This is a genomic window from Streptomyces sp. NPDC027663, assembly GCF_055566415.1.
This window is the reverse complement of sequence record NZ_JBVHSK010000005.1, coordinates 118,879-144,120: the sequence shown is the minus strand read 5'-3', so window position 1 is coordinate 144,120 and position 25,242 is coordinate 118,879. Positions and strand designations below refer to the sequence as shown.

The window sequence follows — 25,242 nt, the reverse complement described above, 5'->3', positions numbered from 1 at the left end:
AGCGGACACAGCAGTGGCAGTTCAGCAGTCGGCCGGACGGGACCCGTACTTCCCGGACAACGGTGACGCCCGCTACCGGGTGCACCGCTACGAACTCGCGCTGGACTACCGCCCGGGCCCGAACCGACTGGCCGGGACCGCCCGGATCAACGCCATCGCGGGGCGGGCGGCGCTCACCGAGTTCCAGCTCAACCTGGCCGACTTCAGGATCGGCCGGGTTCGGGTGGACGGCCGGCAGCCGCACTACACGCACCGTGGCGGCAGGCTGCGCATCCGCCCGGCCAAGCCCGTGCGGGCCGGCGCCGCGTTCACGGTCGAGGTGCACTGGTCGGGCAACCCGAAGCCGGTGGCCAGCCCGTGGGGCGGGCTCGGCTGGGAGGAGCTGGAGGACGGGGCGCTGGTGGCGAGCCAGCCGGTCGGGGCGCCGTCCTGGTATCCGTGCAACGACCGGCCCGCCGACAAGGCGTCGTACCAGATATCGGTGACCACGCCGTCCGCGTACGCGGTGGTCGCGGGCGGGCGCCTGCTGACCCGTACCACGAAGGCCTCGACGACCACCTGGGTGTACGAGCAGTCCGCGCCCACGTCCAGCTATCTCGTCGGGCTGGCGATCGGCACGTTCCAGACGGTGCTGCTGGGCGACCCGGGTCCGGGCGGCGTTGCGCAGCACGGGCACATCCCGGCGCGGCTGCTCCCGGAGTTCTCCCGTGACTTCGCGCGGCAGCCCGCGATGATGGACCTGTTCCAGGAGCTGTTCGGGCCGTACCCGTTCGACAGTTACGCGGTCGCCGTGACCGAGGAGGAACTCGATGTGCCCGTGGAGGCACAGGGGTTGTCGCTGTTCGGCTCCAACCACGTGGACGGGGCCCGGGGTTCGGAACGGCTGGTGGCGCACGAGCTGGCGCACCAGTGGTTCGGCAACTGTGTGTCGATCGCCGACTGGCGGCACATCTGGCTGAACGAGGGCTTCGCCAAGTACGCGGAGTGGCTGTGGTCCGAGCGCTCGGGCGGCCGTGGTGCGCAGCAACTGGCCGCCGCCGCACACCGGTTGCTGGCCACGCTGCCGCAGGACCTCAAGCTGGCCGACCCGGGCCGCAAGTCGATGTTCGACGACCGGGTCTACGAGCGGGGCGGCCTGGCCGTGCACGCGGTGCGGTGCGCGCTGGGCGACGAGGCCTTCTTCCGCATGGTGCGCGGCTGGGTGCGGCTGCACCGGAACGGTGCGGTGACGACGGAGGTGTTCACCGCGCATGCGGCCCGCTTCACGGACGAGCCGCTGGACGGCCTGTTCGACGCCTGGCTGTACGGGACGGCGCTGCCTGCGCTGCCGGTGCTCCAGGACGTTCCGTAGACGTCTTCCTAGACTTGAAGGGTGGCTCGGCGCAATGACGAGGTCGAGGCGCTCCTGCAGGAGTACGCCGATCTCATCGCGATCACCGGAGGCGACGCCTTCAAGGCGCGCGCCTACGAGAAGGCGGCGCGGGCGATCGGCGGGTATCCGGCCGACGTCTCGACGCTGGACGTCGACGGGCTGCGGGAGATCCCGAACGTGGGCCGGTCGATCGCCGAGAAGGTGACCGAGTATCTGCGCACGGGCAGGATGGCGGTGGTCGAGGAGCGGCGGGCGAAGATCCCCGCCGGGGTGCGTGAGCTGATCACGATCCCGACCCTGGGGCCGAAGAAGGCCCTGCGGCTCTACGAGGACCTGCACATCTCGTCGGTGAACGAGCTGGCCGCGGCGATCGAGGCGGACGCGCTGGCCGACCTGAAGGGCTTCGGCGAGAAGACGCAGGAGAACATCCGGCACGGCATCGAACTGCTCCAGCGGGCGGGTGCGCGGGTTCCGCTGTCGCTGGCCCTGGACACCGCCGAGGAGATCGTCGCCGAACTGTGCGGTGTGCCGGGCTGCAAGCGCTGTACGTACGCCGGTTCGCTGCGCCGGATGCGGGAGACCGTCGGTGATGTGGACGTGCTGGTCGCGGCGGAGCGGTCGGCGCCGTTCATGGCGGCGCTTTGCGAGCTGCCGGTCACCGCCGAGGTCATCGCGCGGGGCACGAAGAAGACGTCCGTGCGCACCGGCAAGGGGCTCCAGGTCGATCTGCGGGTGGTGCCGCCGGGGTCGTGGGGTGCCGCGATGCAGTACTTCACGGGTTCCAAGGCGCACAACATCCGCACCCGGACCATCGCCGTGCACCTGGGGCTGAAGCTCTCCGAGTACGGCCTGTTCGACGCCGAGAGCGGGGAGTCGCTCGCCTCCCGCACCGAGGAGGAGGTGTACGCGCGGCTCGGTCTGCCGTGGATCGCGCCGACGCTGCGGGAGGACCGCGGGGAGATCGAGGCGGCGCTGCACGGGGAGCTGCCCGAGGTGGTGACCGAGCGGGACGTCCGCGGTGACCTGCACACCCACACCGACCTCACGGACGGCCTGGCTTCGCTGGAGGCGATGGTGGAGGCCGCCGCGGAGCGCGGCTACGACTACTACGCGGTCACCGATCACGCGCCCGACCTGTACATGCAGCGCATGACGGACGAGAAGATCCTCGCCCAGCGGGAGCGGCTGCGGGAGCTGGACGGCACCCGGCGCCGGATGCGGCTGCTGCACGGCACCGAGCTGAACATCGGCCCGGACGGGGAGGTGGACTGGCCGGAGGAGTTCCTGGCCGGGTTCGATCTGTGCGTGGCCTCGCTGCACTCGCACTTCGACCTGGGCCGTGAGGCGATGACGCGCCGGCTGGTGCGGGCCTGCGAGAACCCGTACGTCGGCATCATCGGGCATCCGACCACCCGGCTGATCGGCAGACGGCCCGGTGTCGACGCCGACTGGGACGAGGTGTTCGCCGCCTGCGCGCGCACCGGCACCGCACTGGAGGTCAACTCCCAGCCGGACCGGCTCGATCTGCGCGACGAGGACATCCTGCGGGCCAAAGCGCACGGGGTGAGGTTCGCCGTGAACACGGACGCGCACGCGGTGCCGCACCTCGGGCAGCTGCGGTACGGCGTCGGCACCGCGCAGCGCGGCTGGCTCACCCGGGACGACGTGATCAACACCTGGCCGCTGACCCGGCTGCGCCGGTTCCTGCGCAAGCCGGGCCGGAACTGAGCCCCGGCCTCACAAGGGCGCTTCCGCGTGCGGGGGCCGGACCGTGAGCGTGCCGCCGTCCCCGTGCTCGACCCGGGTGCCGAGGTCGCGGGCGTGCCGGTCGAGGACGGTGCGCAGCCAGGCGGTGTCCTCGGCCGAGGCGTGTTCCAGGCGCATCCGGCGCGCCTGGAGGGGCACCATCCGCAGACCGGTCAGCAGGCCGGTGCCGGGCTCGACCGAGACCAGGTACAGCAGCCGCAGGTCGTCGCGGTAGCGCTCGTGGCCGCCGATGCCCTCGTAGTCGTCGACGAGGTCGCCGCAGCCGTACAGGACGAGCCTGCCCCGGTACACCTCCGGTGCGCGCGGATGGTGCGAGGAGTGTCCGTGGACGACGTGGGCGCCCGCGTCGATCAGGGCGTGGGCGAAGCGGATTTCGTTGCGGGAGAGGGTGTGGCCCCAGTTGGCTCCCCAGTGGACGGAGGCGACGACGAGGTCGCCCGGCCGCTCGGCCCTCCGGAGGCGGTCGGCGAAGTCGTGCGCGGCGGCCGCGGTCGGTGCGCCGGCCAGGGCCACGCCGGGCCGTTCGGCGGTGGCGGCCCAGCTGTGCGGGATCCCGCTGGACGGCATCCCGAAGGAGAAGACCAGCACGCGTCCGCCGGGCCGCAGCGGGACGGCGGCCGGGCGCCATGCCGCCTCCTCGTGGCCCGCTCCGGCGGTGCGCAGCCCGGCCGCCGCCAGGGAGCCGAGCGTCTCCGCCAGGCCGGTGGGTCCGAAGTCGAGCACGTGGTTGTTGGCGAGGACGCAGACGTCGGGGCGGGCAGCGGCGAGGCAGGGCAGGTTGGCGGGGTGCATGCGGTAGTGGACGCCCTTGCCCGGTGCGAAGTCGTCGCAGCGCGTGACGGCGGTCTCCAGGTTGATCACCCGCACGTGCGGCGCGGCCCGCTCCAGGACGGGCAGTGCCTCGCCCCACGGCCAGGTGGGGTCCACGGGCCGGGGTATCGGTCCGTTCGCGGCCTCCGCGAGGGTGACGTAGTCGCGGGCGTCGCGCACGTAGTCCTCGCGCAGGGCCGGGTCACCGGGGTGCGGGAGGATCTGGTCGACGCCCCTGCCGAGCATGACGTCTCCGGCGAGGAACAGGGTGACGGCTCCCTCGCGCACGGCCCGCGGCTAGACGTGCGCGGGTGCCATGTGGTCCGTGAACCAGTCGCGGGCCATGTCGGTCACCCTTTCCAGCGTGCCGGGTTCCTCGAACAGGTGGGTGGCGCCGGGGACGATCTCCAGCCGGTTCTCGCACCGCAGCCGTGCCTGTGCGTCCCGGTTGAGGTCGAGCACCAGCGGATCGGCGCCGCCGACGATGAGCAGGGTGGGTGCCGTCACCTCGGGCAGCCGGACTCCGGCGAGGTCGGGACGCCCGCCGCGGGAGACGACCGCGGCGGGCCGTGCGGAGGGTTCGGCGGCCGCCCACAGGGCGGCGGCCGCGCCGGTGCTGGCGCCGAACCAGCCGACGGCGAGCCCCTCGGCGTCGGGTTCCTCGCGCAGCCAGTCGGTGGCGTCCAGCAGCCGGCCGGCCAGCAGGGCGATGTCGAACACGTTGCCGCGGTCGGCCTCTTCCGCGTCGGTGAGCAGGTCGAACAGCAGGGTGCCGAGGCCGGCCCGGTGCAGTCCCTCGGCCACGAACCGGTTGCGCGGGCTGTGCCGGCTGCTGCCGCTGCCGTGGGCGAAGACCACGACACCGGTGGCGCCGTCGGGCACGGTGAGCCGCCCGCCGAGCCGTACGGCGCCGGCCGTGACCGTCACCTCGCGGTCGGCGGATCCGGCGCCCGCCCCTCGCCGGTGACGGCTGGCCGCCTGCCGCAGACAGGCGGTCACCTCGTCGTCGCCGACCTGGGTGAAGTCGCCGTAGAACTGGCCGACCGCGGCGAAGTCCCACGGGGTGTCCAGGCAGACCAGTTCGTCGGCGTCCCCGCGCAGCCGGAGGGCGAAGTCCCGCGGGGCGACGGGGACCGCCAGCACGATCCGGGCGGCGCCCCGGGCCCGGGCGATCCGGCAGGCGACGCGTGCGGTGGAGCCGGTGGCCACGCCGTCGTCCACGACCACGGCGGTCCGGCCGGCGACGTCGGCCGGGGGTGCTTCACCCCGGTAGCGCGCGCCGCGTTCCCCGAGGACCTGGCGCTCGCGTTCCTCGACCCGTGCGAGATCGTCCTCCGAGACCCCGGAGGCGCGCAGCACCTCCTGGTTGACGACGCGGACGCCGTCCTCGCCGATCGCCCCCATTCCCAGCTCCGGCTGGTACGGCACGCCCAGTTTCCGCACCAGGCAGACGTCCAGGGGCGCGTCGAGTGCCGCGGCGACCTCCGCCGCGACCGGCACCCCTCCCCGCGGCAGGCCGAGCACCACCACGTCCTGGCCCCGCAGGTACTCCAGGCGAGCACCCAGCCGGCGTCCCGCTTCGAGCCGGTCGGTGAAGCGCACGGTGGGGCTCCTTCACTCCCGGGGCAGCCAGAGCGGCGCCGGACCGTCCGTGTCGGCCGCGCCGGTCGCCTTCATGTCTCCGTCGGCGGCGCGCAGCAGCATGCGGCCCATGGCGATCAGCGCGCGCCCGGCGGCCAGTTCGTCACCGATGTCGGGCATCGCCCGGTCGTAGGGACTGCGGCGGGCCTCCGCGTGGCTCTCCAGTACGTTGTCGCCTGTGTCCAGGACGATCCGGGCCGTGGTGTCCGGATCGTGCTCGGACAGGTACACGTTCAGCCGCCATTCCTTCACGGCCGGTGGACGGCTGATCAAGGGATCGGTCATCGTCCGTTTCGCCTCCCTGTGCTGCGAAGCCGGCCGTCGCAGCGCCGCGGCTGGCCGCGCGCGCCGGAGCCCGCATGCCGACGACGGTCCCGCGCCCCGTCGAGCGCGTGCGTCCGGCCTCTTCCACTGTGCACCCGGCCCGAGACGAACGCCTCCGCTGGGCCGGGCAGAATGAGGGCCATGACCTCGCGCTCCTGCCCCTGCGGACTCCCCCTGGCCTACGACGCCTGCTGCGGCCGCTTCCTCCGCCGGTCCGGAACAGGCCCGGCCGGAGGGACGCCCGTCGCTCCGGCGGCAGCGCCGACCGCCGAGCTGCTGATGCGGTCGCGGTACAGCGCGTTCGTGACGGGGGACGCGGGTTACCTGCTGCGCACCTGGCATCCCCGGACCCGGCCGGAGCGGCTGGACCTGGACCCCCGGACGAAGTGGACGGGGCTGGAGATCCTCGGCACCACCGGCGGGTCCGCATTCCACAGCACGGGCACGGTGACCTTCCGCGCGTCCTACCGGGGCGGCTCGCTGCACGAGCGGAGCCGGTTCGAGCGGCTGGACGGGGCGTGGGTGTACGTGGACGGGGACTTCCTGGACGAGTAGCCGCGCGGGCCTTTCCCGGCCGACGGCCCGCCTAGGGCGCGAGGACGTCCAGTTCCTGCAGGGCCCCCACGGTGATCTGCCGGGTCAGTTCCTCGGCGCGGGCCGCGTCGCCCGCGCGGACCGCCTCGGCCACCTGTACGTGCAGGGTGACTGCCGCCGGGTCGGGGTCCTCGAACATCACCTCGTGGTGGGTGCGGCCGGCCAGGACTTCCGCGACGACGTCGCCGAGGCGGGCGAACATCTCGTTGCCGGAGGCGGCGAGGATCACCCGGTGGAAGGCGATGTCGTGGACCAGGTACGCCTCCAGCTTGTGGCCGCGTGAGTTGGCCACCAGTCCCAGCGCGCACTCGGTGAGTTCGGCGCACTGCTCGGGCGAGGCGTGCTTCGCGGCGAGGCCGGCCGCCACGGGTTCGACCGCGGAGCGCAGCACGGTCAGCGAACGCAGTTGGTGCGGGCGGTCGGCGCCGGCGAGTCGCCAGCGGATGACCTGGGGGTCGTAGACGTTCCACTCGGCCTTCGGGCGGACCGTCACGCCCACCCGGCGGCGGGACTCGACCAGGTGCATCGACTCGAGCACGCGGACGGCTTCGCGCATGACGGAACGTGACACCTCGAAGTGCTGTGCCAGCTCGTCGGTGCGCAGGACGCTGCCCGGCGGGTACTCGCCGGCCGTGATGGCGGGGCCGAGGGTGTCCAGTACATGGCCGTGCAGCCCCCGGCCCGGTGTGGTCATGCACTCAGCGTACGGCGTGGATCACAGACTCAAAAAGTCAGACTTATAAGTCACAGACCCTTGAATTCGTCGTACCTAATGGGTTTCAGTGTGGCGACGCCGCAGTGGCGTCGGATGTCGAGGAAGACAGCGAGGCAGTGATGCGAACCCCCCAGGTCGTCGTCGTGATGGGCGTCGCGGGGACGGGCAAGACGACGATCGGTCCCTTGCTCGCCGCGCGGCTGGGCGTCCCGTACGCCGAGGGCGACGACTTCCACCCCCAGGCCAGCATCGACAAGATGTCGGCCGGGATCCCGCTCGACGACGCCGACCGGTGGCCGTGGCTGGAGGCCATCGGGCACTGGGCGCACGGCCGGGCCGGGCTGGGCGGGGTGGTCAGCAGCTCGGCGCTGAAGCGGTCGTACCGCGACCGGCTCAGGTCCGTGGCTCCCGGGATCGTGTTCCTGCACCTGACGGGAGACCGGCAGCTGATCGAGGAGCGGATGGCGCAGCGGCAGGGGCACTTCATGCCGACCGCGCTGCTCGACTCCCAGTTCGGCACGCTCCAGCCGCTCCAGCCGGACGAGGCGGGTGTCTCCGTGGACGTCGGCGGCAGCCCCCAGGAGATCAGCGAGCGCGCCGTACGGGCCCTCGCAGCGCTTCCCGACACCGCGGGCAGCTCCCAGTAGCTCTCTCGCAGAAGATCCCCCGTAACCACAAGGGAACCCCCGTGACCAGACTCAGCGTCGAGATGCTGGCAGCGGACGCACCAGCGCCGATCACCTCCGCCGGGCATGCCCAGTTGGGCATCGCCGTCCTGGTGGGCATCGCCGTCATCGTCCTGCTCATCACCAAGTTCAAGCTCCATGCCTTCCTGGCGCTGACCATCGGGTCGCTGGCGCTCGGGGCGGTGGCCGGGGCACCGCTCGACAAGGCCATCCTCAGCTTCACCACCGGGCTCGGAGCCACCGTGGCCGGCGTGGGCGTCCTGATCGCGCTCGGGGCGATCCTGGGCAAGCTCCTCGCCGACTCCGGCGGCGCCGACCAGATCGTCGACACGATCCTCGCCAGGTTCGGCGGGGAAGGGCCGCAGAAGGACGGCGGCGGGCGGCGGGCGGGCGGAGGCGCGATGCCCTGGGCGATGGTGCTGATCGCCTCGGTGATCGGCCTGCCGCTGTTCTTCGAGGTCGGCATCGTGCTGCTGATCCCGGTCGTGCTGATGGTCGCCAAGCGCGGCAACTACTCCCTGATGCGCATCGGTGTCCCGGCCCTGGCCGGTCTGTCCGTGATGCACGGCCTGATCCCGCCGCACCCCGGTCCGCTGGTCGCGATCGACGCGGTCAAGGCCAACCTGGGCGTGACGCTGGCGCTCGGCATCCTGGTCGCCATCCCGACCGTGATCATCGCCGGTCCGCTGTTCTCGAAGGTCGCGGCCCGCTGGGTGGACGTTCCCGCGCCCGAGCGGATGCTGCCGCAGCGCGCCTCCGAGGATCTGGAGCGCCGTCCGGGCTTCGGCGCGACGCTCGCCACGGTCCTGCTGCCAGTGGTGCTGATGCTGGCCAAGGCCCTGGTCGACATCGTCGTCGACGACCCGGGGAACAGGACCCAGCGCGTCTTCGACGTCATAGGCTCCCCGCTGATCGCCCTGCTCGCCGCCGTGCTCGTCGGCTTCTTCACGCTGGGACGGCCCGCCGGGTTCAGCCGGGACCGCCTCCAGCAGACCGTCGAGAAGGGCCTGATGCCGATCGCCGGCATCCTGCTGATCGTCGGCGCGGGGGGCGGCTTCAAGCAGACGCTCATCGACTCCGGTGTGGGCCGGATGATCCTGGACGTCTCCAAGGACTGGTCGATCCCGGCGCTGCTGCTGGCCTGGCTGATCGCGGTGGCGATCCGGCTGGCGACCGGCTCGGCGACGGTGGCGACGATCTCGGCCGCCGGGCTGGTCGCGCCGCTGGCGGCCGACATGTCGACCACCCACGCGGCCCTCCTTGTCCTCGCCATCGGCGCCGGCTCGCTCTTCTTCAGCCATGTCAACGACGCCGGTTTCTGGCTGGTGAAGGAGTACTTCGGGCTGAGCGTCGGGCAGACCGTCAAGACCTGGTCGGTGATGGAGACCATCATCTCGGTGGTCGCCGGCGGACTGGTCCTGCTGCTGTCCCTGGTGATCTAGGGGCCGTACGACGAGGACGGCCGCGCGGCGGACTTCCCCGGCGGGCGGGTGCGCCCAGGGGTGTCGTTCGGATCGGCCCGGCCATTCGGTTCGGCCCGGCTAGGACTTGTCCGGCCGATCATGTGACTACTTCGCAGTGGTGTCGTTGATGTGGACATGGGGCGGGGAGATCTGACGGATACCGAATGGGAACGGCTGCGGCCGTTCCTGCCGGTCAGCAACCGGCGTTGTGGCAGGTGGCGGGACCACCGGCAGGTGATCGACGGGATTCTGCACCGGGTTCGGACCGGTGTTCAGTGGCGTGACCTGCCCGAACGGTTCGGGCCGTGGAAGACGGTCTATGAACGCCACCGGCTGTGGTCGACCGACGGGACGTGGGAGCGTCTGCTCCAGCAAGTCCAGGCCGCGGCAGACGCGGCAGGTGAGATCGACTGGGACATCGCGGTGGATTCCACCATCGTGCGTGCTCATCAGCACGCGGCCGGCGCTCGGGCCGAACCGCCGCCGGCGCCAAAGGGGGCCGAAGAGGTGGAACACCAGGGCGAAACGCCGTGGCAGAGCCTGGTGGCCCGCCTGGTGGAGGTGGTGCTGGAGGTGAGGGCCTGGGCCGCTCGCGGGGTGGGTTCACCAGCAAGCTCCACCTGAGCGCGGACGGTCGCTGCCGCCCGTTGTCCCTGGTGGTCACCGGCGGGCAGAGGGCGGACTGCACCCAGTTCAAGCTCGTGCTGGAGAAGATCCGCATCCCCAGGACCGGTCCGGGCAGGCCGCGCAAGAAGCCCGACAGCCTGGCGGCCGACAAGGCTTACAGCAACGGGCCCTGCCGCGAGTACCTGCGACGCCGGGGCATCCGCCACACGATCCCCGAGAAGACCGACAGCCAGGCCGCCCGCCTGCGAAAAGGCTCACGCGGCGGACGGCCACCCGGCTTCGACGAAGACCGCTACAAGAAACGCAACACCGTCGAGCGGGCCATCAACCGTCTGAAGCAGTCTCGAGCAGTCGCCACCCGATACGACAAACGCGGGTACGTCTTCCTCGGCACCGCCACAGCAGCGGCCCTGGTCATCTGGCTGCGAACTTGATCGCCCGGACAAGTCCTAGTGGACGATGCGCGCGACCGCCCCCGCTGCGGGATCCCCGTACTCCGAGATGAGCTGAGCGTCGCTCATGCGGTCGACGTCCTCGCTGCGTTCGACGGGGAAGATCACATGGGTGTCCTGGTCCGTCCAGTACTCGACGACGCGGAGCGTGTCGGTGGCTCTGCTCATCTCCTGCTCCCTTCTGGCGCGGGGATTCAGAGTGCGTCTCTGCACGTCGCAGGGTCAACAGGAATCGGGGGTTCCATTTTTTCTTCCGGAAGGCTAGGTTCCGGTTACCCCGCGAGGGCGCCCTTCGAGGCGTCGGCCCGCCGGTCCCGGGACGGCGGGCCGCGCGGGGGCCAACCACCGTGGACGCAGGGCCGTGAAGAGGAACGCCAGGCGCCACCGGTCCGTCAGGAGCGCCACAAGGGGTGCTCCCGCTTCGCCCATTCCGTGCTCACCCAGCCCGTCCGCAGCCCCTTGCGGGCCTCCGGGTCCCCCAGGGCCATACCGATGTGCCCGGCCAGGACCACACCGATGGTCAGCGCCAGCCAGTCGTGGACGAAGGTCGCCGAGGTGCGCCACATCAGCGGGGTGACGTGGGTGAACCACATCATCAGGCCCGTACCCAGCATCACCAGGGTCGCGCCGGCGATCCAGGCGGCGTAGACCTTCTGGCCGGCGTTGAACTTGCCCGCCGGCCGGGAGGAGTGGCGTCTGTCGCGGCGCACGGCGGCACGCAGCCAGACCCGGTCGTGCGGGCCGAAGCGGTTGAGGAAGCGCAGGTCGGCGCGGAAGGCCCGGGAGGCCAGGCCCAGCAGGACCGGCACCGGCAGGGCGACGCCCGCGCACTCGTGGATGCGGACGACCAGCTCACGACGGCCGGCCAGCACGGCCAGCTGCGGGATGTAGAGGAAGGCCGCCGTCACCACACAGACACCCATCAGCGCGGCCGTGCCGCGGTGGACCCACCGTTCGGCCCGGGTGAAACGGTGGACGCGGGCGCCGGGCAGGGCCGGGGTCTCAGTTCGTAGGCTCATCGGTCCGTCCGTTCGAGCGGCCGACCCAGGCGTCGACGTCGTAGCCGAGTTTCTCCCAGTAGCCGGGCTTCACGCGGTCGGTGACCGTGATGCCGGAGAGCCACTTGGCCGACTTGTAGAAGTACATGGGCGCGACATAGAGGCGGACCGGGCCGCCGTGGTCGTGACCGATGTCCTTGTCCTGCATGCGCAGGGCGACCAGGACGTCCGGGCGGCGCGCCTGGTCGAGGGTGAGGCTCTCGGTGTAGGTGCCGTCGAAGCAGGTGAAGCGGAGGGCTCTGGCGGAGGAGCGGACACCGGCCGCTTCCAGCAGGTGGGAGAGGCGTACGCCTTCGAAGGGGGTGCCGGGGACCCGCCAGCCGGTGACGCACTGGACGTCCTTGACCAGCCGGGTCTGCGGCAGGGCGCGCAGCTCGGCGAGGGTGTAGCTGTGCGGGCGGTCGACCAGGCCGTCGATGGTGAGGCGGTAGTCGGCGGCGGTCTTGTGCGGGACGGAGGCGGCGACGGAGTAGTAGCGGAATCCGCCGCCGTTGGGCAGCAGTCCGGTCAGGCCGGTGGGGTCCTTGCCGGCGACACCGCCGAGCAGGCTTTCCATGCCGCGCTGGAGCGTCGGCGCGGCGACCACGCCGAGCGCGCCCAGGCCGAGGGTGCCGAGGAAGACCCGGCGGCCGATCGGCCGGCCGTGCTGCTCCTCGGATTGTTCAGGGTTCACGTATTCATTCGAGCACTCGGGGCCGTACGGGGCCAGGGAAAGGGATCGCCGGTCAGGGTTCCGTAATGACTTCTTGCGTACCTGTCCTGTCTTACGGCCCGAAGGGTCCTGGTGCTCAGTGCCCGAGCGCGCGGGTGCGGGCGGCGCGGAAGGCGGCCAGGGGGTCGCGGTGCCCGTACGACCAGGGTGCCGGGGTGGGGTGGCCGCCGATGCGCTGGAACAGGGCGGCGGCCTCGGCCGGGCGGCCGGCGCGGGTCAGAGCGAAGGCGAGGTGGTTGAGGTCGAGATGGCGGCGCGGGTGTTCGTCGTGCTCCCACTCCAGCCACCAGTCGAAACAGCCGCGCAGGATGCGCCGGGCCCGCGGGCCGGACCAGTGCGCGCGGGCGGCGGGATCGGCCGGGGCCAGGCCGGCCTCGGCGAGGACCCGGTACCGCTCGGCGTACGCGACGACCGGCAGGACGGCCAGCGGGGAGTCGGCGGGAGCCTCGGTGGCGGCCAGCTCGGCGAGGTCGTACACCTCGTGGGCCTCGGCCCGGCCGCCCGCGGGGCGTTCGGCGAGGCGGGCGATCAGCAGGTGGTGGGCGTGGTGGTGCTCGGGGTGGCGGCGACGCACCTCGGCGAAGGCGCCGAGCAGCTCGCGTTCGGGGCCGAGGGTGCGGGCCAGCAGCAGCCGGCCGAGCCAGGGGGTGGGGTCGGCGGGGGCGAGCGCGGCGGCCGTGTCGCAGGCCTCACGGGCCCGGCCGGGTTCCCCTTTGCCACGCAGGGCACCGTGGACCAGGGCCAGGGCGGACAGCGCGGCGGCGTCGGCGGACCCGGGCTCGGCGGCCAGCCAGTCGGTCGCCCAGGCGGCGGCGCAGGGATCCCGGGCGAGGACGGTGAGGCGGTGGCCGCGGCGGTCCCAGTCGTCGCCGGTGTGCACCAGCAGGGCGCGGGCGGCCTGCCGCCGGCCCTGGGCCAATGCGGCCCGGGCGGTGCGGAGTTCGGCGTCGCCGAGGGTGCCGTCGAAAGCGCCGGAGCCGTCGGCGGCGGTGTCGGTGCCGGCGTGGGTCCCGGAACCGTCGGCGTCGCCGGCCGGGTCTGCGGGGGCCCGGTATGTGCCGAGCAGAGGCGGGGAAGGAGGCACCGCGGGTTCCACTTTCTCGGGCTGCTATCGACCGATCACGCACAGCAAACCCTCAGCCTAGGATCACGTCAAGCGAAACGTTGGTCATCCTGGCTTCAACTTCCCTGCCGGGCAGGGCACTTGCGCTCTCCGGTGCAGGTGGCGGGGCTCGCTCCGCAGGCCCGGCTGACTTTCCTGTGGCGTACGCCATGACGTTTCCGCGGCGCGCACCCCGGCCCGCAGTGGCCTACGCCATGCCGTTCCGCGGCGCGCACCCCGGCCCGCTGTGGCCTACGCCATGACGTTCTGCAGCGCGCACCCCGGCCCGCTGTGGCGTACGCCATGGCGCAGGACGCCCCGGCCCCGGACCATGACGAGTCAACCGCCCGGTTCCGGGCACTCCGGGGCAATGCCGTACCCGGAGCGCTACAGTCGGCCCCTACGTGCCCGTGGTACGGCCGGATGATCGAGGTACACAGCTTGTCCGTTCTGGTTCTCCTGCTCGCCGTGAGTGCGGCCTGCTGTCTGGGCTTCGGATTCGTGCTCCAGCAGAACGCGGCACAGAAGGCACCGCTCAGCGACTTCCTGTCCTTCCGGCTGCTCCTCGACCTGATGCGGGTGCCGCGCTGGCTGGGCGGCCTCGGACTGATGGTCGCCGGCATGGTGCTCGGCGCGATCGCCCTCGGCAAGGGCGAGATCTCCCTGGTCGAGCCGCTGCTCGCGACCAACCTGCTGTTCGCCCTGGCCCTCTCCCGGCACCAGACCCGACAGCCCCTGGGCCGCCAGGGCTGGGCCGGTCTGCTGCTGCTCGCGGGCGGGGTGAGCGCGTTCATCATGGCGGGCGAGCCGCGCGGCAGCAGCGCGGTCGCCGATCCGCTGCGGCACTGGCTGATCATCGGGACCGTGGTGGGCGCCGCCCTGCTCCTGACGGCGTACGCCAAGCGCTCCCGGCTGAGCTGGGGCCCGGTGCTGCTGGCCCTGGCGGCCGGGCTGCTGTACGGCATCCAGGACGCGCTGACCCGGGTGAGCGGCACCCGCTTCTCCGCGGGCGGCTTCACCGAGCTGTTCACCGGCTGGCAGCCGTACGGCGTGGTGGCGTGCGGGGTCACCGGCCTGGTCCTGGTGCAGAGCGCGTTCGAGACGGCCCCGCTGCGCATGTCGCTGCCCGCGCTCACCGCGGCCGAGCCGCTCGCCGGGATCCTGTGCGGGGTGGGCTTCATGGGCGACCGGCTGCGCACCGACACCGGGGCGCTGGCCTGGGAGGCGGCCGGGCTCGCGGCCGTGGTCACGGGCATCGTCCTGCTCGGTCTGCACCCGGCGATGCCGTGCGGCACGGCCGGGGCGCGGCCCCCGGCCCGGAGCTTCCAGCACCGCTGAGCCCGCCTGCTTGGATGAGGGTATGAACCCTCCTGACGTGAACCCCGCCCAGGTGAGATCCGCCGGCGCCGGCGCCGTGAACCCCGCCGACGAGATCCTCGACGTCGTCGACGAACACGACCGGGTCGTCGGCCGGCAGCCGCGCGGTGAGGTCTACGCCCGCGGCCTGCGCCACCGCTGTGTGTTCGTGCAGGCCCGGGACGCGGCCGGCCGGCTCTTCGTGCACCGGCGCACGGCCACGAAGCTGGTGTTCCCCTCCCTGTACGACATGTTCGTCGGCGGGGTCGTCGGCGCGGGCGAGTCCTACGACGAGGCGGCGCTGCGGGAGGCCCAGGAGGAACTGGGCGTCAGCGGGCTGCCCCGGCCGGAGTACCTCTTCAAGTTCCTGTACGACGACGGCACGGGGAACAGCTGGTGGTCGGCGGTGTACGAGGTGCGCTGCGCACTGCCCGTGCAGCCGCAGGCGGAGGAGGTCCAGTGGTACGACTTCCTGCCCGAGCGGGAGGTCGAGCGGCGGCTCGGCGAGTGGGAATGGGTACCGGACGGGCTGGCCGCGTTCGAGCGGCTGCAGGCGTTCCGGGCGGGCCGGTGATCGCCGGGTAGGGTCGGCCGCGTGAGCGAATTCGTACGGAACATCCGGCTGTGGTTCGCGCCGGAGCGGGTGCGGGACGAGGGCGGGACGCCCGACTACCGGTTCTCGCTGGCCAACGAGCGCACCTTCCTCGCCTGGCTGCGGACCGCGCTCGCACTGATCGGCGGCGGATTCGCGGTGGACCAGTTCCTGCCGGACCTGCGCTGGGGGGCACGGGTCGGTCTCGCGCTCGCGCTCCTCGCAGCCGGTGTGCTGTGCTCCCTGCGCGCGGTGAACCACTGGGTGCGGTGCGAGCGGGCGATCCGGCGCGGCGACGATCTGCCCGCGTCCCGGTTCCCGGCGCTGCTGAGCCTGGTCGTGGCGGTGGTGGCCGTCGCCATGGTCGTGGTCGTGCTGGTCGGGTGGGAGGGATGACGACGGCGCAGCCGGGCCCGGCGGGCCGGGATCCCGGGCTGCAGCCGGAGCGCACCCGGCTGGCCTGGCGCCGGACCACCCTGTCCGCCACCGTGGCCGCCGTCCTGGCCGTGAAGACGGCACTGCACGGGGGCACTTCGGTCACCGGGGTCGTCCTGTGCGCGGTCTGCTGCGGGCTGTGGCTGGGCTTCCTCCGGGTGGCCCACCACCGTATCCGCACCCTGTCCGCCCGAACCCCGCCGCCCGCGCTCGCCCCCCGGCACGCGACGACGGCCGTGCTGTGCGCGGTGGCGATGGCGGTGTGCGCGGCCGTCCTGGCCGTCTAGGGGGCGTCCTCCTCGGTCTCCCAGTCCACCGTGACCACGATCTTGCCGCGGGTGTGGCCCTCCTGGTTCCGCCGGTGCGCGTCCGCCGTGCGCTCCAGCGGGAACGTCTCCTGGACGTGCACGGACACCACGCCCTGTTCCGCCAGCTCCGACAGCCGGCGCAGGTCGTCGGCGTCCGGGCGGACGAAGGAGTACCGGCCGCCGTAGCCGAACACCTCAGGGTCGGCGATCGACACCAGCCGGCCCTCGGGAGCGAGCAGGTTGGCGGAGACCTTCAGGGCGTCCCCGCCGACGGTGTCGAAGACCGCGTCCACTCCCCCGGGGACGAGCCCGCGCACCCGTTCCGCCAGGCCCTCGCCGTAGGCCACCGGCTCGCCGCCCAGGGCGCGGACGTGGTCGTGGTTGGCCGCGCCGGCGGTACCGATGACCCGGGCGCCGAGGTGGGCGGCGATCTGGACGGCGAGCGAGCCGACGCCGCCGGCCGCGGCATGCACCAGGACGGTCTCGCCCTGCTTGACGTCCAGCGCCTTGACCAGTACCTGGTAGGCGGTGAGGCCGGCCAGCGGGAGTCCGGCGGCTTCTTCGAAGGACAGGTTGCGCGGCTTGCGGGCCAGGGTGCGCACGGGCGCGGCCACGTACTCGGCGAAGGTGCCGCGGGAGAGGAAGTCCTCGCGGACGTATCCGATGACCTCGTCGCCGATGGCGAACTCCGTGACCGCGACTCCCGGCTGCACGACCACTCCGCTGACGTCCCAGCCGGGGATCACCGGAAAGACGGTGTCCAGGAGCGAGTCCAGGTAGCCCTCGCGGCACTTCCAGTCGACGGGGTTGACGCCCGCCGCGCGCACCTTCACCAGGACTTGATCGGGGCCGAGCTTGGGGTCGCGGACCTCGCCGTACTCCAGCACCTCGGGACCGCCGTAGCGGCTGTAGCTGATGCCCTTCATGCCCTCGACCCTCCGGGGTACTCGCACGCCACGCAACCGGGATGCCCCTGTATGCGGCTTATGCGTGGCAGCCTGTCCGTCGTCAGCACCCCGTATCCCCCGAAGGTGAACACCATGACCACCCTTCACCAAGAACACACCGCGCACGGGACGCACACCCACGGCCCGGACTGCGGACACAGCGCCGTGCCGCACGGCGACCACGTGGACTACGCCCACGACGGCCATCTGCACCGGGAGCACGAGGGGCACTGGGACGAGTGCGAGCCGGCCGGGCACTGCGTCCACCAGGGCCATGAGCATGTGCACCACGACGAGTGCGGGCACGCACAGGTGCCGCACGGCGACCACGTCGACTATCTGCACGACGGCCACCGCCACGCCGAGCACGGGGACCACTGGGACGACCACTGACCCACAGGGAGACAGGGGCCGACGGCTCCCCGGGCGACGCGCCGGGGGGCCGTCGGCCTATCGTGGCTCCGGTCACGTTTCCCGCCGGGTTCGCTCCCTGCACTGGACGGCATACCGACCGGTCGGCATCATGAGTCCTGTTCTTGTTCACCCGTTCACAGGAGTGATGAATGAGCGCCGACCACCCGCCCGGACTCGACCTCGACCGGCTGCGTGCCCTGCTCGACCGCGAGCGCCCCGGTCTGGTGAACGGCCCCCTGAGTGGCCGGCTGATCGAGGGCGGGCGGTCGAACCTCACCTATGCGCTCTCCGACGGCACCTCCAAGTGGGTCGTACGCCGGCCCCCGCTCGGCCATGTGCTGGCCACCGCACACGACATGAAGCGTGAGCACCGGGTGATCAGTGCCCTGCACCCGACCGACGTGCCGGTGCCGCGGCCGGTGCTGCTGTGCGAGGACGAGGAGGTGCTGGGAGCGCCGTTCTACGTCATGGAGTTCGTCGAGGGCACCCCGTACCGCACCGCCGGCCAGCTCGCCCCGCTCGGCGCGGAGCGCACCCGGAACGCGGTGCTGTCGCTGGTGGACACCCTGGTCGAGCTGCACGCGGTGGACCCCGCCGAGGTGGGCCTCGCCGACTTCGGCCGCCCGGAGGGCTTCCTGGACCGTCAGCTGCGCCGCTGGGGCAAGCAGCTGGACGCTTCCCGCAACCGCGAACTGGCGGGCATCGACCAGTTGCACGCGGCGCTCGGCCGCGCCCTGCCCACCTCCCCCGCCCCGGCCGTCGTGCACGGCGACTACCGGCTGGACAACGTCCTGATCGGTGACGACGACCGGATCAAGGCCATTCTCGACTGGGAGATGTCCACGCTCGGCGACCCGCTGACCGACCTCGGTCTGCTGGTGATGTACAGCCGGCCGCTCGGCATGAGCGACTCGCCCGTCTCCACCACCGCCGAGGCCCCGGGCCACCCCGACCCGCGGGAGCTGATCGAGCGGTACGCCGCCCGCTCCGGCCGGGACGTCTCGGCCGTCTCCTGGTACACGGCGTTCGCCTGGTTCAAGCTCGCCGTGATCCTGGAGGGCATCCACTACCGCTACACGCTCGGCCAGACGGTCGGCCGCGGCTTCGACCGCATCGGCGACCTCGTGCCCGTCTTCATCGACCACGGACTGACGACTCTTCAGGAAGGCTGACCGGCATGGACTTCGCGTTCGACGCGCGCACCGAGGAGCTGCGCGCAAGGCTCCTCGCCTTCATGGACGAGCACGTGTACCCGGCCGAGGCGGTCGCCGAGGAGCAGCGGGCCGCGCTGGCCTCGCCCTGGGACACCCCGGCCGTGGTCGAGGAGCTGAAGGCCGAGGCCCGCAAGCGGGGTCTGTGGAATCTCTTCCTGCCGGACGCCGAGCACGGCGCCGGGCTGACCAACCTCCAGTACGCGCCGCTCGCCGAGCTCACCGGCCGCTCCCCGCACCTCGCGCCCACCGCGACGAACTGCGCCGCGCCGGACACCGGGAACATGGAGGTGCTGGCGCAGTTCGGCACCGAGGAGCAGAAGAAGCAGTGGCTGGAACCGCTGCTGGCCGGTGAGATCCGTTCGGCGTTCGCGATGACCGAGCCGGACGTGGCCTCCTCGGACGCCACGAACATCACCACCCACATCGAACGGGACGGCGACGAGTACGTCATCACAGGCCGCAAGTGGTACATCTCCGGGGCGATGAACCCCGACTGCAAGATCTTCATCGTGATGGGCAAGACGGACCCGGACGGCGCCGACATCCGCCGCCAGCAGTCCATGGTCCTGGTCCCGCGCGACACCCCGGGTGTCACCGTCCAGCGCGCGATGCAGGTCTTCGGCTACGAGGACCACTCCCACGGCGGCCACGCGGAGGTCGTCTTCGACCACGCGCGCGTGCCGGTGTCCCACCTGATCGGCGAGGAGGGCGGCGGCTTCGCCATCGCCCAGGCCCGGCTCGGGCCCGGCCGGATCCACCACTGCATGCGGCTCATCGGCATGGCCGAGCGGGCGATCGAGCTGATGTGCGAGCGGGCCGTGTCCCGTACCGCGTTCGGCAAGGCGCTGGCGCAGCAGGGCGTGGTCCAGAACTGGATCGCCGACGCCCGGGTCACCGTGGAGCAGTTGCGGCTGCTGGTGCTGAAGACGGCCTGGCTGATGGACACCGTCGGCAACAGGGGGGCACACACCGAGATCCAGGCCATCAAGATCGCCACTCCGCGCGCGGTGGTCGGCATCCTGGACCGCGCGATCCAGCTGCACGGCGCGGGCGGCGTGAGCCAGGACTTCCCGCTGGCCGAGCTGTACGCGAGCGCCCGCACGCTCATGCTGGCCGACGGTCCGGACGAGGTGCACCAGCGGTCACTGGCACGACGGGAGCTGGCGAAGCACCGCTGACGAACGGGTGCGCGCGGCCGGCGAAGGTCAGTCGACGACCGCAGTCGCCTCCACCTCGACGAGATGCTCGGGTACGTCCAGTGCCGCGACGCCCAGCAGGGTGGCGGGCGGGACCGGGGTGACGCCCAGCCGCGCCGCCGCCCGCTCGACGCCCTGGAGGAGCAGCGGCATCTTGTCGGGGGTCCAGTCGACGACATGGACGGTCAGCTTCGCCACGTCGTCGAAGGAACCGCCGACCGCGGCCAGGGCGGTGGCGATGTTCAGGTAGCACTGCTCGACCTGGGCGGCGAGGTCACCCGCGCCGACCGTGGTCCCCTCGGCGTCCCAGGCGACCTGCCCGGCGACGAAGACCAGCTTGGACCCGCTCGCGACCGACACCTGCCGGTAGGCGCCGATCTCGGGCAGTCCGCGGGGGTTCACCAGGGTGATGGCCATGCCGTCCTCCTCCGTGCTCTCTTGTGGTTACCCGGGAACCGTAAGAGAGTTACCGTGGACCTGGAAGAACGCACTTTCCAGTGACTGGGGAACCTCATGGTGACCAAGCAGTTCACGGGCTCGCCCGAGGACGCGGACCTGACCCGGGCGGACTCGCTGGGAAGAGAGATCTTCTCCGACGTCGCCAACAAGTGGGCGCTGCTCATCATCGAGGAGATCGCCGACCGCACCCTCCGCTTCAGCGAGCTGCGGAACGCCATCGAGGGCATCAGCCACAAGATGCTCACCCAGAACCTGCGCATGCTGGAGCGCAACGGCCTGGTCGAGCGGACCGTCCACCCGACCGTGCCGCCGCGGGTCGAGTACACGCTCACCGAGCCGGGCCGCGCCCTGCGCGTCACGATCGACGGCATGTGCGACTGGACCCGCCGGTACCTCGGTGACATCGAGGCGTCCCGGCGCCGCTTCGACGCCTGACGGGGACGCCGCCGGCGCGCAGCAAGGCGCCCGGGCCCCGCAGGACCCTCACGCGCGGAGAGAGGCACCCTGGGCCCGCAGGGCCCCGGCTCAGGGTCGCAGCGCGCGCAGCAGCAGGTCGGCGAGGTGATCGGCGACCTGCTGGGGGGTGAGGGGGCCGTCGGGGCGGTACCAGGTCGACAGGTGGTGGACCGAGCCGAAGTGGTAGTCCACGACCAGGTCGGCCGGGGTCGCCGTGGCGAAGACCCCCGCTTTCTGGCCCTCCTCGATGAGCGAGCGGAAGCGCTCGTGGTAGCGCCGGCGCTCGGCGCGGACCTGCTTGCTCTTCTCCGGGCTCAGGTGGTGCATGGAACGGAAGAAGATCATCGCGTCGTCGAGGTTCTCGATCGTCGTGACGACCACGTCCGCCGCCGCGTCCCGCAGCCGCTGCTCCACCGGCGCGTCCATCTCGGCGAAGTGGTCCAGCCGCTCCTGCTGGACGCGCAGCACGCGCGCGTACACCTCGTGCAGCAGGTCGTCCTTGGAGCCGAAGTAGTGGTAGAGCGCCCCCTTGGTGACGCCGGCCGCCTCCACGATCTCCTGCACGGAGGTGCGGTCGTACCCCCGCTCGGCGAAGAGCCGGGTGGCGGCGGCGAGCAGCCGCTGCGGGACGGGCGTACCGTCACCGTCCGTCGTCCTGGGCACTGCCGCCACCTGCCTTTCAGATCTGCTGCTGGTCGTTCTCGGTCCGGGAACGCAGTTCCCGACGGAGGATCTTCCCACTCGCCGTCTTGGGCAAGTCGGGCAGGATCTCCACCTGCCGCGGGTACTTGTAGGCAGCCAGTCTCTCTTTGCAGTACACCGCGAGTTCATCCGGGTCCGCCTCGGACCCCGGGCGCAGGCTGATGTAGGCCTTGACGGTCTCGCCGCGGTAGCCGTCGGGCACGCCGACGACGGCCGCCTCGCGCACCGCCGGGTGGGTGTAGAGGACGTCCTCGACCTCGCGCGGCCACACCTTGAATCCGGACGCGTTGATCATGTCCTTCTTGCGGTCGACGACGTACAGCCAGCCCTGTTCGTCCATGAACCCGATGTCTCCGGTGCGCAGCTCGCCGTCCGGGAAGGACTCGGCGGTGGCGTCCGGGCGCCGCCAGTAGCCGGGTACCACCTGCGGCCCGCGGACCACGATCTCGCCCTGCTTGCCGAAGGGCACCTCCGCGCCCTGCTCGTCCAGGATGCGCACGACCGTGTCCGCGCCCGGCACGCCGACGGACAGTGTCCCCGAGACCGGGTCCACGGGCGCCTCGAGTCCGGGCGGCACGGTGGCGCAGGGGCCACTGCACTCGGTGAGTCCGTAGCCGACGCGGATGTACGGGCCGAAGCGCTCCCGGAACCTCGCCACCAGGGCCGGCGGCACGGGGGCGCCGCCCGAGGAGATGTTCACGAAGGAGGCGAAGTGCTCACGGGTGACGTCCGGGTGGGCGGCGAGCGCCATGTAGGCGGTGGCGGGGCCGACCGTGTAGTGCGGGCGGTGCTCGGCGAAGGCGTCCAGGACGACACCGGGCTCGAAGCGGTAGGTGAGCACCAGGGTGCCCGCGCTGTTGAGGCAGGCACCGAACTGGCAGACCATGCCGGTGATGTGGAACAGCGGCGCGAGGGCGTAGTAGACGGGCGGCACGGGCAGACCGAGCCCGGTCCGCTGCCGCTCGGCGTTGTGCATCATGTTGCCGTGCCTGTTGGTGGCGCCCTTGGGCGTGCCGCTGGTGCCCGAGGTGTAGCTGATCAGCGCGATGTCGTCCGGGCGGGGCGCACGCCCGTCGGGGGCCCGGCCGCCCTGCCGGGCCGCGGTGACCAGGTCGTCGGTGCCCGGTGCCTGGGGCAGCCGCTCGAAGGCCAGCACGCGCGGGTCGTTGCGCGTCTGGAAGTCCAGCTCGCAGGCGGTGAGCACGGTCCGCACCGGGGAGCCGGCGGCCGTCCGGCTCAGGTACGACTCCCAGGCCCGGTCGGAGCAGACCAGCGCGGCGACCTCGGCGTCCCGCAGGACGTGCGCCACCTCCCCCGACTTGTACATCGGGTTGACCGGGACGACGGTCGCGCCCGCCTTCCAGGCGCCGAGCACCGCCAGCACGAAGTGCGGGGAGTTCTGCAGCAGGACGGCCACCCGGTCGCCGCGCTCCAGACCGCGCGCGGCGAGGTGGGCGGCCACGCCATCGCTCAGCTCGTCGACCTCGCGGTAGCTCAGGCGCGCGTCGAAGTAGGCGAGGAAGGTGCGGTCCGGGGCCTCGGTGACGGCCGCGCGCAGTGCGTGCACGAGCGAGTCGGCGGGGTCGACCGGGGCGCGCTGGGCCTCGTTGAGGAGCGCGTGCCAGGGGCGGGCGGTGTCGCCGGAGGCGGTCACCGGGCGTTCTCCCACTTCTGCTGGATGTGGTTCATGGTGCCGAGCCAGCGGTCGGGCTCGCCGGCCCGCAGCTGGTAGAAGCCGGCGACCTCGGGGTGCGGCAGGATCAGGAAGCGGTCGTCGGCGATGCCCTTCAGGAGCGCCTCGGCCACCTCCTCCGGCTCGATCGCGGTCGGCTGCAGCACCAGGTCGCCCGCGCTGCCGGTGGCGGCCAGCATGTCGGTGCGGACGCCCTGCGGGCAGATGGCGTGGACCTTGATCCCGCGGTGACGGTACGTCAGTGACAGCCACTCGGCGAAGGCGTAGGCGCCGTGCTTGGTCACGCTGTAGGAGGGCGCGCCGATCATCGTCAGCAGCCCGGCGGCGGAGACGGTGGAGACGAAACGCCCGCTGCCCCGCTCCAGCCAGCCGGGCAGCAGCGCGTGGGCCGCGCGGACGTGGGCCATCAGGTTGACGTCCCAGGACGTCGCCCAGGACCGCTCGTCCAGGGTGCCGCCGAGGTCGCCGTCCTCGAAGGCGACGCCCGCGTTGGCGCAGTAGACGTCCACCGTGCCGCCGAGCGCGTCCCGGGCGTCGGGGACGATCGTGGAGGCGTCGCCGGGCACCGCGATCCCGCCGATCTCCTCGGCCACCGCCTGCGCCTTCACGGCGTCCAGGTCGTTCACCACGACCCGGGCCCCCGCGGCGGCGAACCGCCGGGCCAGTGCGGCCCCGATCCCGCCGCCCGCTCCGGTGACGACCACTCCGGCATCCTGCACGGCTTCCACCCTCGGTCTCCTTCGGCACGGCGCGACTCGGCTCAGCGGCACCAGACTAACCAGTCGGTATGTGTAAAGGGAAGGGTGACTGGACCAACCTCAAGAGGCGCGGGGCGGTGCCGCATGCGGTTCCGCCGCGCGTGCGCGAGACCACGAGCGCCCGCACGTCCCCACTCACCGGAGGACCACATGCATCTGTCCCGGCGCACCCTCCTCGGCTCGGCCACGATGGCAGCCCTGCCCGCCCCGTCCCGGCACCACGAGCACCTGCGCACCGGCTTCGAAAGGCTGGCAGCCGACGGTTACTCGATTCTCTCCGGCCAGAAGGCCGGTGTCGTCACCAACCCCACCGGCATCACCAGAGACACCCGTCACATCGTCGACGTGATGCACCAGGACCCGCGCGTCGAGCTGACGGCGGTCTTCGGCCCCGAGCACGGCTTCCGGGGCACCGCGCAGGCGGGCGGCTCCGAGGGCCGCTACGACGACCCGGCGACGGGGCTCCCGGTCTACGACACGTACCTCAAGAGCGGCCGGCCGCTCGCCGACGTCTTCACCTCCTCCGGCGTCGACACCGTCGTCTTCGACATCCAGGACGTGGGCGCCCGCTTCTACACGTACATCTGGACCCTGTACGACTGCATGGAGGCGGCCCGGCTCGCCGGCAAGCGCTTCGTCGTACTCGACCGCCCGAACCCGGTGACCGGCCGCGCCGCCCAGGGACCGGTCCTGCACAAGGAGTTCGCCACCTTCGTCGGCCGGCAGCCGATCGCCCAGGCGCACGGCATGACCGTGGCGGAACTGGCCCGTCTGTTCAACGGCGAGTTCCTGACCACGCCCGTCCCGCTGGAGACCGTCCTGATGACGGGCTGGAGGCGCAGCGCGTTCTACGACACCTCGGGGCTGCCCTGGGTGCCGCCGAGCCCCAACATGCCCAGCCCCGAGACCGCGTTGGTGTACTCCGGCACCTGCATGTTCGAGGGCACCAACCTCTCCGAGGGGCGCGGCACGACCAGGCCCTTCGAACTCCTCGGCGCCGAGGGCATCGACGGCCGCTGGGCCGCCGCCGCGAACGAAGCCGGACTGCGCGGGGTGCGGTTCCGGGAGGCGTACTTCACGCCGACGTTCTCCAAGTTCCAGGGCAAGACCGTCGGCGGGGTGCAGATCCATGTGCTCGACCGGGCCGCCTACGACCCCGTGCGCACCGGGATCGCGCTGCTGGTGACCGCGCGGAAGGTGTGGGGCGGCTTCGCCTGGCGGCCCGACAACTGGATCGACAAGCTCACCGGTTCGGCGCGCGTACGCACGATGATCGACGCGGGTGCCGGCCCGGACGAGGTGACGGGTGCCTGGCAGGAGGAGCTGGCCGCGTTCCGGCGGACCCGGAAGGAGTATCTCCTCTACAAGTGAGCCGCACTGTATGGCCAA

28 protein-coding genes are annotated in these 25,242 nt (G+C 72.1%); 15 read left to right on the top strand and 13 right to left on the bottom strand.

Features of this window, described 5'->3' with window-relative positions:
* Positions 1-13: 13 nt before the first annotated feature.
* Together ACZ4SF_RS16170 and polX are read left to right on the top strand one after the other, a co-directional pair.
* Positions 14-1,351 carry a M1 family metallopeptidase gene (locus ACZ4SF_RS16170; RefSeq protein WP_468384051.1) on the top strand — a complete coding sequence of 446 codons (1,338 nt, stop codon included), beginning with the start codon at positions 14-16 and terminating at the stop codon, positions 1,349-1,351.
* Between the two features lie 21 nt (positions 1,352-1,372).
* Complete coding sequence (gene polX, locus ACZ4SF_RS16165) at positions 1,373-3,100, top strand: DNA polymerase/3'-5' exonuclease PolX (RefSeq protein ID WP_468384050.1); 1,728 nt, start codon at positions 1,373-1,375, stop codon at positions 3,098-3,100.
* A gap of 9 nt (positions 3,101-3,109) precedes the next feature.
* On the opposite strand, the gene ACZ4SF_RS16160 is transcribed toward polX, so the two are convergent.
* From ACZ4SF_RS16160 to ACZ4SF_RS16150, 3 genes are read right to left on the bottom strand one after another with little or no spacing between them, the layout of a single operon-like run.
* Positions 3,110-4,237: a CapA family protein gene (locus ACZ4SF_RS16160; RefSeq protein ID WP_468384047.1), complete on the bottom strand. Its 1,128-nt coding sequence runs from the start codon at positions 4,235-4,237 to the stop codon at positions 3,110-3,112.
* Between the two features lie 9 nt (positions 4,238-4,246).
* Positions 4,247-5,551, bottom strand: a complete 1,305-nt coding sequence (locus tag ACZ4SF_RS16155; protein WP_468384043.1) for a phosphoribosyltransferase family protein — start codon at positions 5,549-5,551, stop codon at positions 4,247-4,249.
* A gap of 12 nt (positions 5,552-5,563) precedes the next feature.
* Positions 5,564-5,875: a dsRBD fold-containing protein gene (locus ACZ4SF_RS16150; protein ID WP_468384040.1), complete on the bottom strand. Its 312-nt coding sequence runs from the start codon at positions 5,873-5,875 to the stop codon at positions 5,564-5,566.
* A gap of 180 nt (positions 5,876-6,055) precedes the next feature.
* Between ACZ4SF_RS16150 and ACZ4SF_RS16145 the strand changes: the two genes are divergently transcribed.
* Positions 6,056-6,469: a YchJ family protein gene (locus tag ACZ4SF_RS16145; protein ID WP_468384038.1), complete on the top strand. Its 414-nt coding sequence runs from the start codon at positions 6,056-6,058 to the stop codon at positions 6,467-6,469.
* A gap of 31 nt (positions 6,470-6,500) precedes the next feature.
* On the opposite strand, the gene ACZ4SF_RS16140 is transcribed toward ACZ4SF_RS16145, so the two are convergent.
* Positions 6,501-7,202, bottom strand: coding sequence for a FadR/GntR family transcriptional regulator (locus tag ACZ4SF_RS16140; RefSeq protein ID WP_468384035.1), 702 nt, complete (start codon positions 7,200-7,202; stop codon positions 6,501-6,503).
* Positions 7,203-7,342: 140 nt separating this feature from the next.
* Here ACZ4SF_RS16140 and ACZ4SF_RS16135 point away from each other — a divergent pair, with 140 nt between their 5' ends.
* The 3 genes from ACZ4SF_RS16135 to ACZ4SF_RS16125 all read left to right on the top strand — a co-directional run bounded on the left by ACZ4SF_RS16135 (position 7,343) and on the right by ACZ4SF_RS16125 (position 10,433).
* Positions 7,343-7,870 (top strand): gluconokinase, encoded by a 528-nt coding sequence (locus ACZ4SF_RS16135; protein ID WP_468384033.1) that lies wholly within the window; start codon positions 7,343-7,345, stop codon positions 7,868-7,870.
* A gap of 41 nt (positions 7,871-7,911) precedes the next feature.
* A complete protein-coding gene (locus tag ACZ4SF_RS16130; RefSeq protein ID WP_468384030.1) occupies positions 7,912-9,351 on the top strand; it encodes a GntP family permease in 1,440 nt (479 codons plus the stop codon).
* 156 nt (positions 9,352-9,507) lie between these two features.
* Positions 9,508-10,433, top strand: a protein-coding gene (locus ACZ4SF_RS16125) for an IS5 family transposase (RefSeq protein WP_468384846.1) whose coding sequence is annotated in 2 segments (ribosomal slippage) — positions 9,508-9,855 and positions 9,858-10,433 — 924 coding nt in all. Because the reading frame shifts where the segments join, the coding sequence is not laid out codon by codon here.
* Between the two features lie 15 nt (positions 10,434-10,448).
* Here the strand turns inward: ACZ4SF_RS16125 and ACZ4SF_RS16120 are convergent.
* The 4 genes from ACZ4SF_RS16120 to ACZ4SF_RS16105 all read right to left on the bottom strand — a co-directional run bounded on the left by ACZ4SF_RS16120 (position 10,449) and on the right by ACZ4SF_RS16105 (position 13,305).
* Positions 10,449-10,619 (bottom strand): hypothetical protein, encoded by a 171-nt coding sequence (locus ACZ4SF_RS16120; protein WP_468384029.1) that lies wholly within the window; start codon positions 10,617-10,619, stop codon positions 10,449-10,451.
* A gap of 224 nt (positions 10,620-10,843) precedes the next feature.
* The gene (locus ACZ4SF_RS16115) at positions 10,844-11,470 is read right to left on the bottom strand and encodes a cytochrome b/b6 domain-containing protein (RefSeq protein WP_468384026.1); all 627 of its coding nucleotides are present in this window, start codon (positions 11,468-11,470) and stop codon (positions 10,844-10,846) included.
* Positions 11,454-12,182 (bottom strand): molybdopterin-dependent oxidoreductase, encoded by a 729-nt coding sequence (locus tag ACZ4SF_RS16110; protein WP_468384024.1) that lies wholly within the window; start codon positions 12,180-12,182, stop codon positions 11,454-11,456. The genes ACZ4SF_RS16115 and ACZ4SF_RS16110 overlap by 17 nt, the downstream gene beginning before the upstream one ends.
* A 115-nt stretch (positions 12,183-12,297) precedes the next feature.
* Positions 12,298-13,305: a hypothetical protein gene (locus tag ACZ4SF_RS16105; protein WP_468384022.1), complete on the bottom strand. Its 1,008-nt coding sequence runs from the start codon at positions 13,303-13,305 to the stop codon at positions 12,298-12,300.
* Between the two features lie 459 nt (positions 13,306-13,764).
* Here ACZ4SF_RS16105 and ACZ4SF_RS16100 point away from each other — a divergent pair, with 459 nt between their 5' ends.
* The 4 genes from ACZ4SF_RS16100 (at position 13,765) to ACZ4SF_RS16085 (ending at position 15,993) form a co-directional block, all read left to right on the top strand.
* Complete coding sequence (locus ACZ4SF_RS16100) at positions 13,765-14,661, top strand: DMT family transporter (RefSeq protein WP_468384019.1); 897 nt, start codon at positions 13,765-13,767, stop codon at positions 14,659-14,661.
* Between the two features lie 76 nt (positions 14,662-14,737).
* Positions 14,738-15,253, top strand: a complete 516-nt coding sequence (locus ACZ4SF_RS16095; RefSeq protein WP_468384843.1) for an NUDIX hydrolase — start codon at positions 14,738-14,740, stop codon at positions 15,251-15,253.
* A 21-nt stretch (positions 15,254-15,274) separates the two neighbouring features.
* Positions 15,275-15,667, top strand: a complete 393-nt coding sequence (locus tag ACZ4SF_RS16090) for a YidH family protein (RefSeq protein WP_468384016.1) — start codon at positions 15,275-15,277, stop codon at positions 15,665-15,667.
* On the top strand, positions 15,664-15,993 hold the full coding sequence (locus ACZ4SF_RS16085; protein WP_468384014.1) for a DUF202 domain-containing protein: 330 nt from the start codon (positions 15,664-15,666) through the stop codon (positions 15,991-15,993). The genes ACZ4SF_RS16090 and ACZ4SF_RS16085 overlap by 4 nt, the downstream gene beginning before the upstream one ends.
* Here ACZ4SF_RS16085 and ACZ4SF_RS16080 read toward each other — a convergent pair.
* The gene (locus ACZ4SF_RS16080; protein WP_468384012.1) at positions 15,990-16,940 is read right to left on the bottom strand and encodes an NADP-dependent oxidoreductase; all 951 of its coding nucleotides are present in this window, start codon (positions 16,938-16,940) and stop codon (positions 15,990-15,992) included. The two genes, ACZ4SF_RS16085 and ACZ4SF_RS16080, sit on opposite strands and share 4 nt — an antisense overlap.
* 114 nt (positions 16,941-17,054) lie before the next feature.
* Between ACZ4SF_RS16080 and ACZ4SF_RS16075 the strand changes: the two genes are divergently transcribed.
* From ACZ4SF_RS16075 to ACZ4SF_RS16065, 3 genes are all read left to right on the top strand, one after another.
* Positions 17,055-17,354: a hypothetical protein gene (locus tag ACZ4SF_RS16075; protein ID WP_468384009.1), complete on the top strand. Its 300-nt coding sequence runs from the start codon at positions 17,055-17,057 to the stop codon at positions 17,352-17,354.
* 170 nt (positions 17,355-17,524) lie between these two features.
* Positions 17,525-18,547: a phosphotransferase family protein gene (locus ACZ4SF_RS16070; RefSeq protein ID WP_468384006.1), complete on the top strand. Its 1,023-nt coding sequence runs from the start codon at positions 17,525-17,527 to the stop codon at positions 18,545-18,547.
* A 5-nt stretch (positions 18,548-18,552) separates the two neighbouring features.
* Complete coding sequence (locus ACZ4SF_RS16065) at positions 18,553-19,767, top strand: acyl-CoA dehydrogenase family protein (RefSeq protein WP_468384004.1); 1,215 nt, start codon at positions 18,553-18,555, stop codon at positions 19,765-19,767.
* Between the two features lie 27 nt (positions 19,768-19,794).
* Here ACZ4SF_RS16065 and ACZ4SF_RS16060 read toward each other — a convergent pair whose 3' ends face one another.
* Complete coding sequence (locus tag ACZ4SF_RS16060) at positions 19,795-20,202, bottom strand: RidA family protein (protein WP_468384001.1); 408 nt, start codon at positions 20,200-20,202, stop codon at positions 19,795-19,797.
* 96 nt (positions 20,203-20,298) lie between these two features.
* Between ACZ4SF_RS16060 and ACZ4SF_RS16055 the strand changes: the two genes are divergently transcribed.
* Positions 20,299-20,679 (top strand): winged helix-turn-helix transcriptional regulator, encoded by a 381-nt coding sequence (locus ACZ4SF_RS16055; protein ID WP_468383998.1) that lies wholly within the window; start codon positions 20,299-20,301, stop codon positions 20,677-20,679.
* A gap of 90 nt (positions 20,680-20,769) precedes the next feature.
* Here the strand turns inward: ACZ4SF_RS16055 and ACZ4SF_RS16050 are convergent, their stop codons facing one another.
* Genes ACZ4SF_RS16050 through ACZ4SF_RS16040 form a run of 3 tightly spaced genes read right to left on the bottom strand, consistent with a single transcriptional unit; the run spans position 20,770 to position 23,823 of the window.
* Positions 20,770-21,363 carry a TetR/AcrR family transcriptional regulator gene (locus tag ACZ4SF_RS16050; protein ID WP_468383995.1) on the bottom strand — a complete coding sequence of 198 codons (594 nt, stop codon included), beginning with the start codon at positions 21,361-21,363 and terminating at the stop codon, positions 20,770-20,772.
* Positions 21,364-21,379: 16 nt separating this feature from the next.
* The gene (locus ACZ4SF_RS16045) at positions 21,380-23,056 is read right to left on the bottom strand and encodes a class I adenylate-forming enzyme family protein (RefSeq protein ID WP_468383992.1); all 1,677 of its coding nucleotides are present in this window, start codon (positions 23,054-23,056) and stop codon (positions 21,380-21,382) included.
* Complete coding sequence (locus ACZ4SF_RS16040; RefSeq protein WP_468383989.1) at positions 23,053-23,823, bottom strand: SDR family oxidoreductase; 771 nt, start codon at positions 23,821-23,823, stop codon at positions 23,053-23,055. Before ACZ4SF_RS16040 ends, ACZ4SF_RS16045 begins: the two co-directional genes overlap by 4 nt.
* Before the next feature lie 180 nt (positions 23,824-24,003).
* On the opposite strand from ACZ4SF_RS16040, the gene ACZ4SF_RS16035 reads away from it, so the two are divergent.
* A complete protein-coding gene (locus tag ACZ4SF_RS16035) occupies positions 24,004-25,224 on the top strand; it encodes an exo-beta-N-acetylmuramidase NamZ family protein (protein ID WP_468383986.1) in 1,221 nt (406 codons plus the stop codon).
* Positions 25,225-25,242 lie beyond the last annotated feature (18 nt).

What these genes read in the sequence shown, in the direction of transcription:
- ACZ4SF_RS16055 (WP_468383998.1), top strand. Translation starts at nt 20,299, where the DNA reads ATGGTGACCAAGCAGTTCACGGGCTCGCCCGAGGACGCGGACCTGACC.
- ACZ4SF_RS16060 (WP_468384001.1), bottom strand. Translation starts at nt 20,202, where the DNA reads ATGGCCATCACCCTGGTGAACCCCCGCGGACTGCCCGAGATCGGCGCC.
- ACZ4SF_RS16065 (WP_468384004.1), top strand. Translation starts at nt 18,553, where the DNA reads ATGGACTTCGCGTTCGACGCGCGCACCGAGGAGCTGCGCGCAAGGCTC.
- ACZ4SF_RS16145 (WP_468384038.1), top strand. Translation starts at nt 6,056, where the DNA reads ATGACCTCGCGCTCCTGCCCCTGCGGACTCCCCCTGGCCTACGACGCC.
- ACZ4SF_RS16135 (WP_468384033.1), top strand. Translation starts at nt 7,343, where the DNA reads ATGCGAACCCCCCAGGTCGTCGTCGTGATGGGCGTCGCGGGGACGGGC.
- ACZ4SF_RS16115 (WP_468384026.1), bottom strand. Translation starts at nt 11,470, where the DNA reads ATGAGCCTACGAACTGAGACCCCGGCCCTGCCCGGCGCCCGCGTCCAC.
- ACZ4SF_RS16140 (WP_468384035.1), bottom strand. Translation starts at nt 7,202, where the DNA reads ATGACCACACCGGGCCGGGGGCTGCACGGCCATGTACTGGACACCCTC.
- ACZ4SF_RS16075 (WP_468384009.1), top strand. Translation starts at nt 17,055, where the DNA reads ATGACCACCCTTCACCAAGAACACACCGCGCACGGGACGCACACCCAC.
- ACZ4SF_RS16035 (WP_468383986.1), top strand. Translation starts at nt 24,004, where the DNA reads ATGCATCTGTCCCGGCGCACCCTCCTCGGCTCGGCCACGATGGCAGCC.
- ACZ4SF_RS16150 (WP_468384040.1), bottom strand. Translation starts at nt 5,875, where the DNA reads ATGACCGATCCCTTGATCAGCCGTCCACCGGCCGTGAAGGAATGGCGG.
- ACZ4SF_RS16080 (WP_468384012.1), bottom strand. Translation starts at nt 16,940, where the DNA reads ATGAAGGGCATCAGCTACAGCCGCTACGGCGGTCCCGAGGTGCTGGAG.
- ACZ4SF_RS16120 (WP_468384029.1), bottom strand. Translation starts at nt 10,619, where the DNA reads ATGAGCAGAGCCACCGACACGCTCCGCGTCGTCGAGTACTGGACGGAC.
- ACZ4SF_RS16070 (WP_468384006.1), top strand. Translation starts at nt 17,525, where the DNA reads ATGAGCGCCGACCACCCGCCCGGACTCGACCTCGACCGGCTGCGTGCC.
- ACZ4SF_RS16085 (WP_468384014.1), top strand. Translation starts at nt 15,664, where the DNA reads ATGACGACGGCGCAGCCGGGCCCGGCGGGCCGGGATCCCGGGCTGCAG.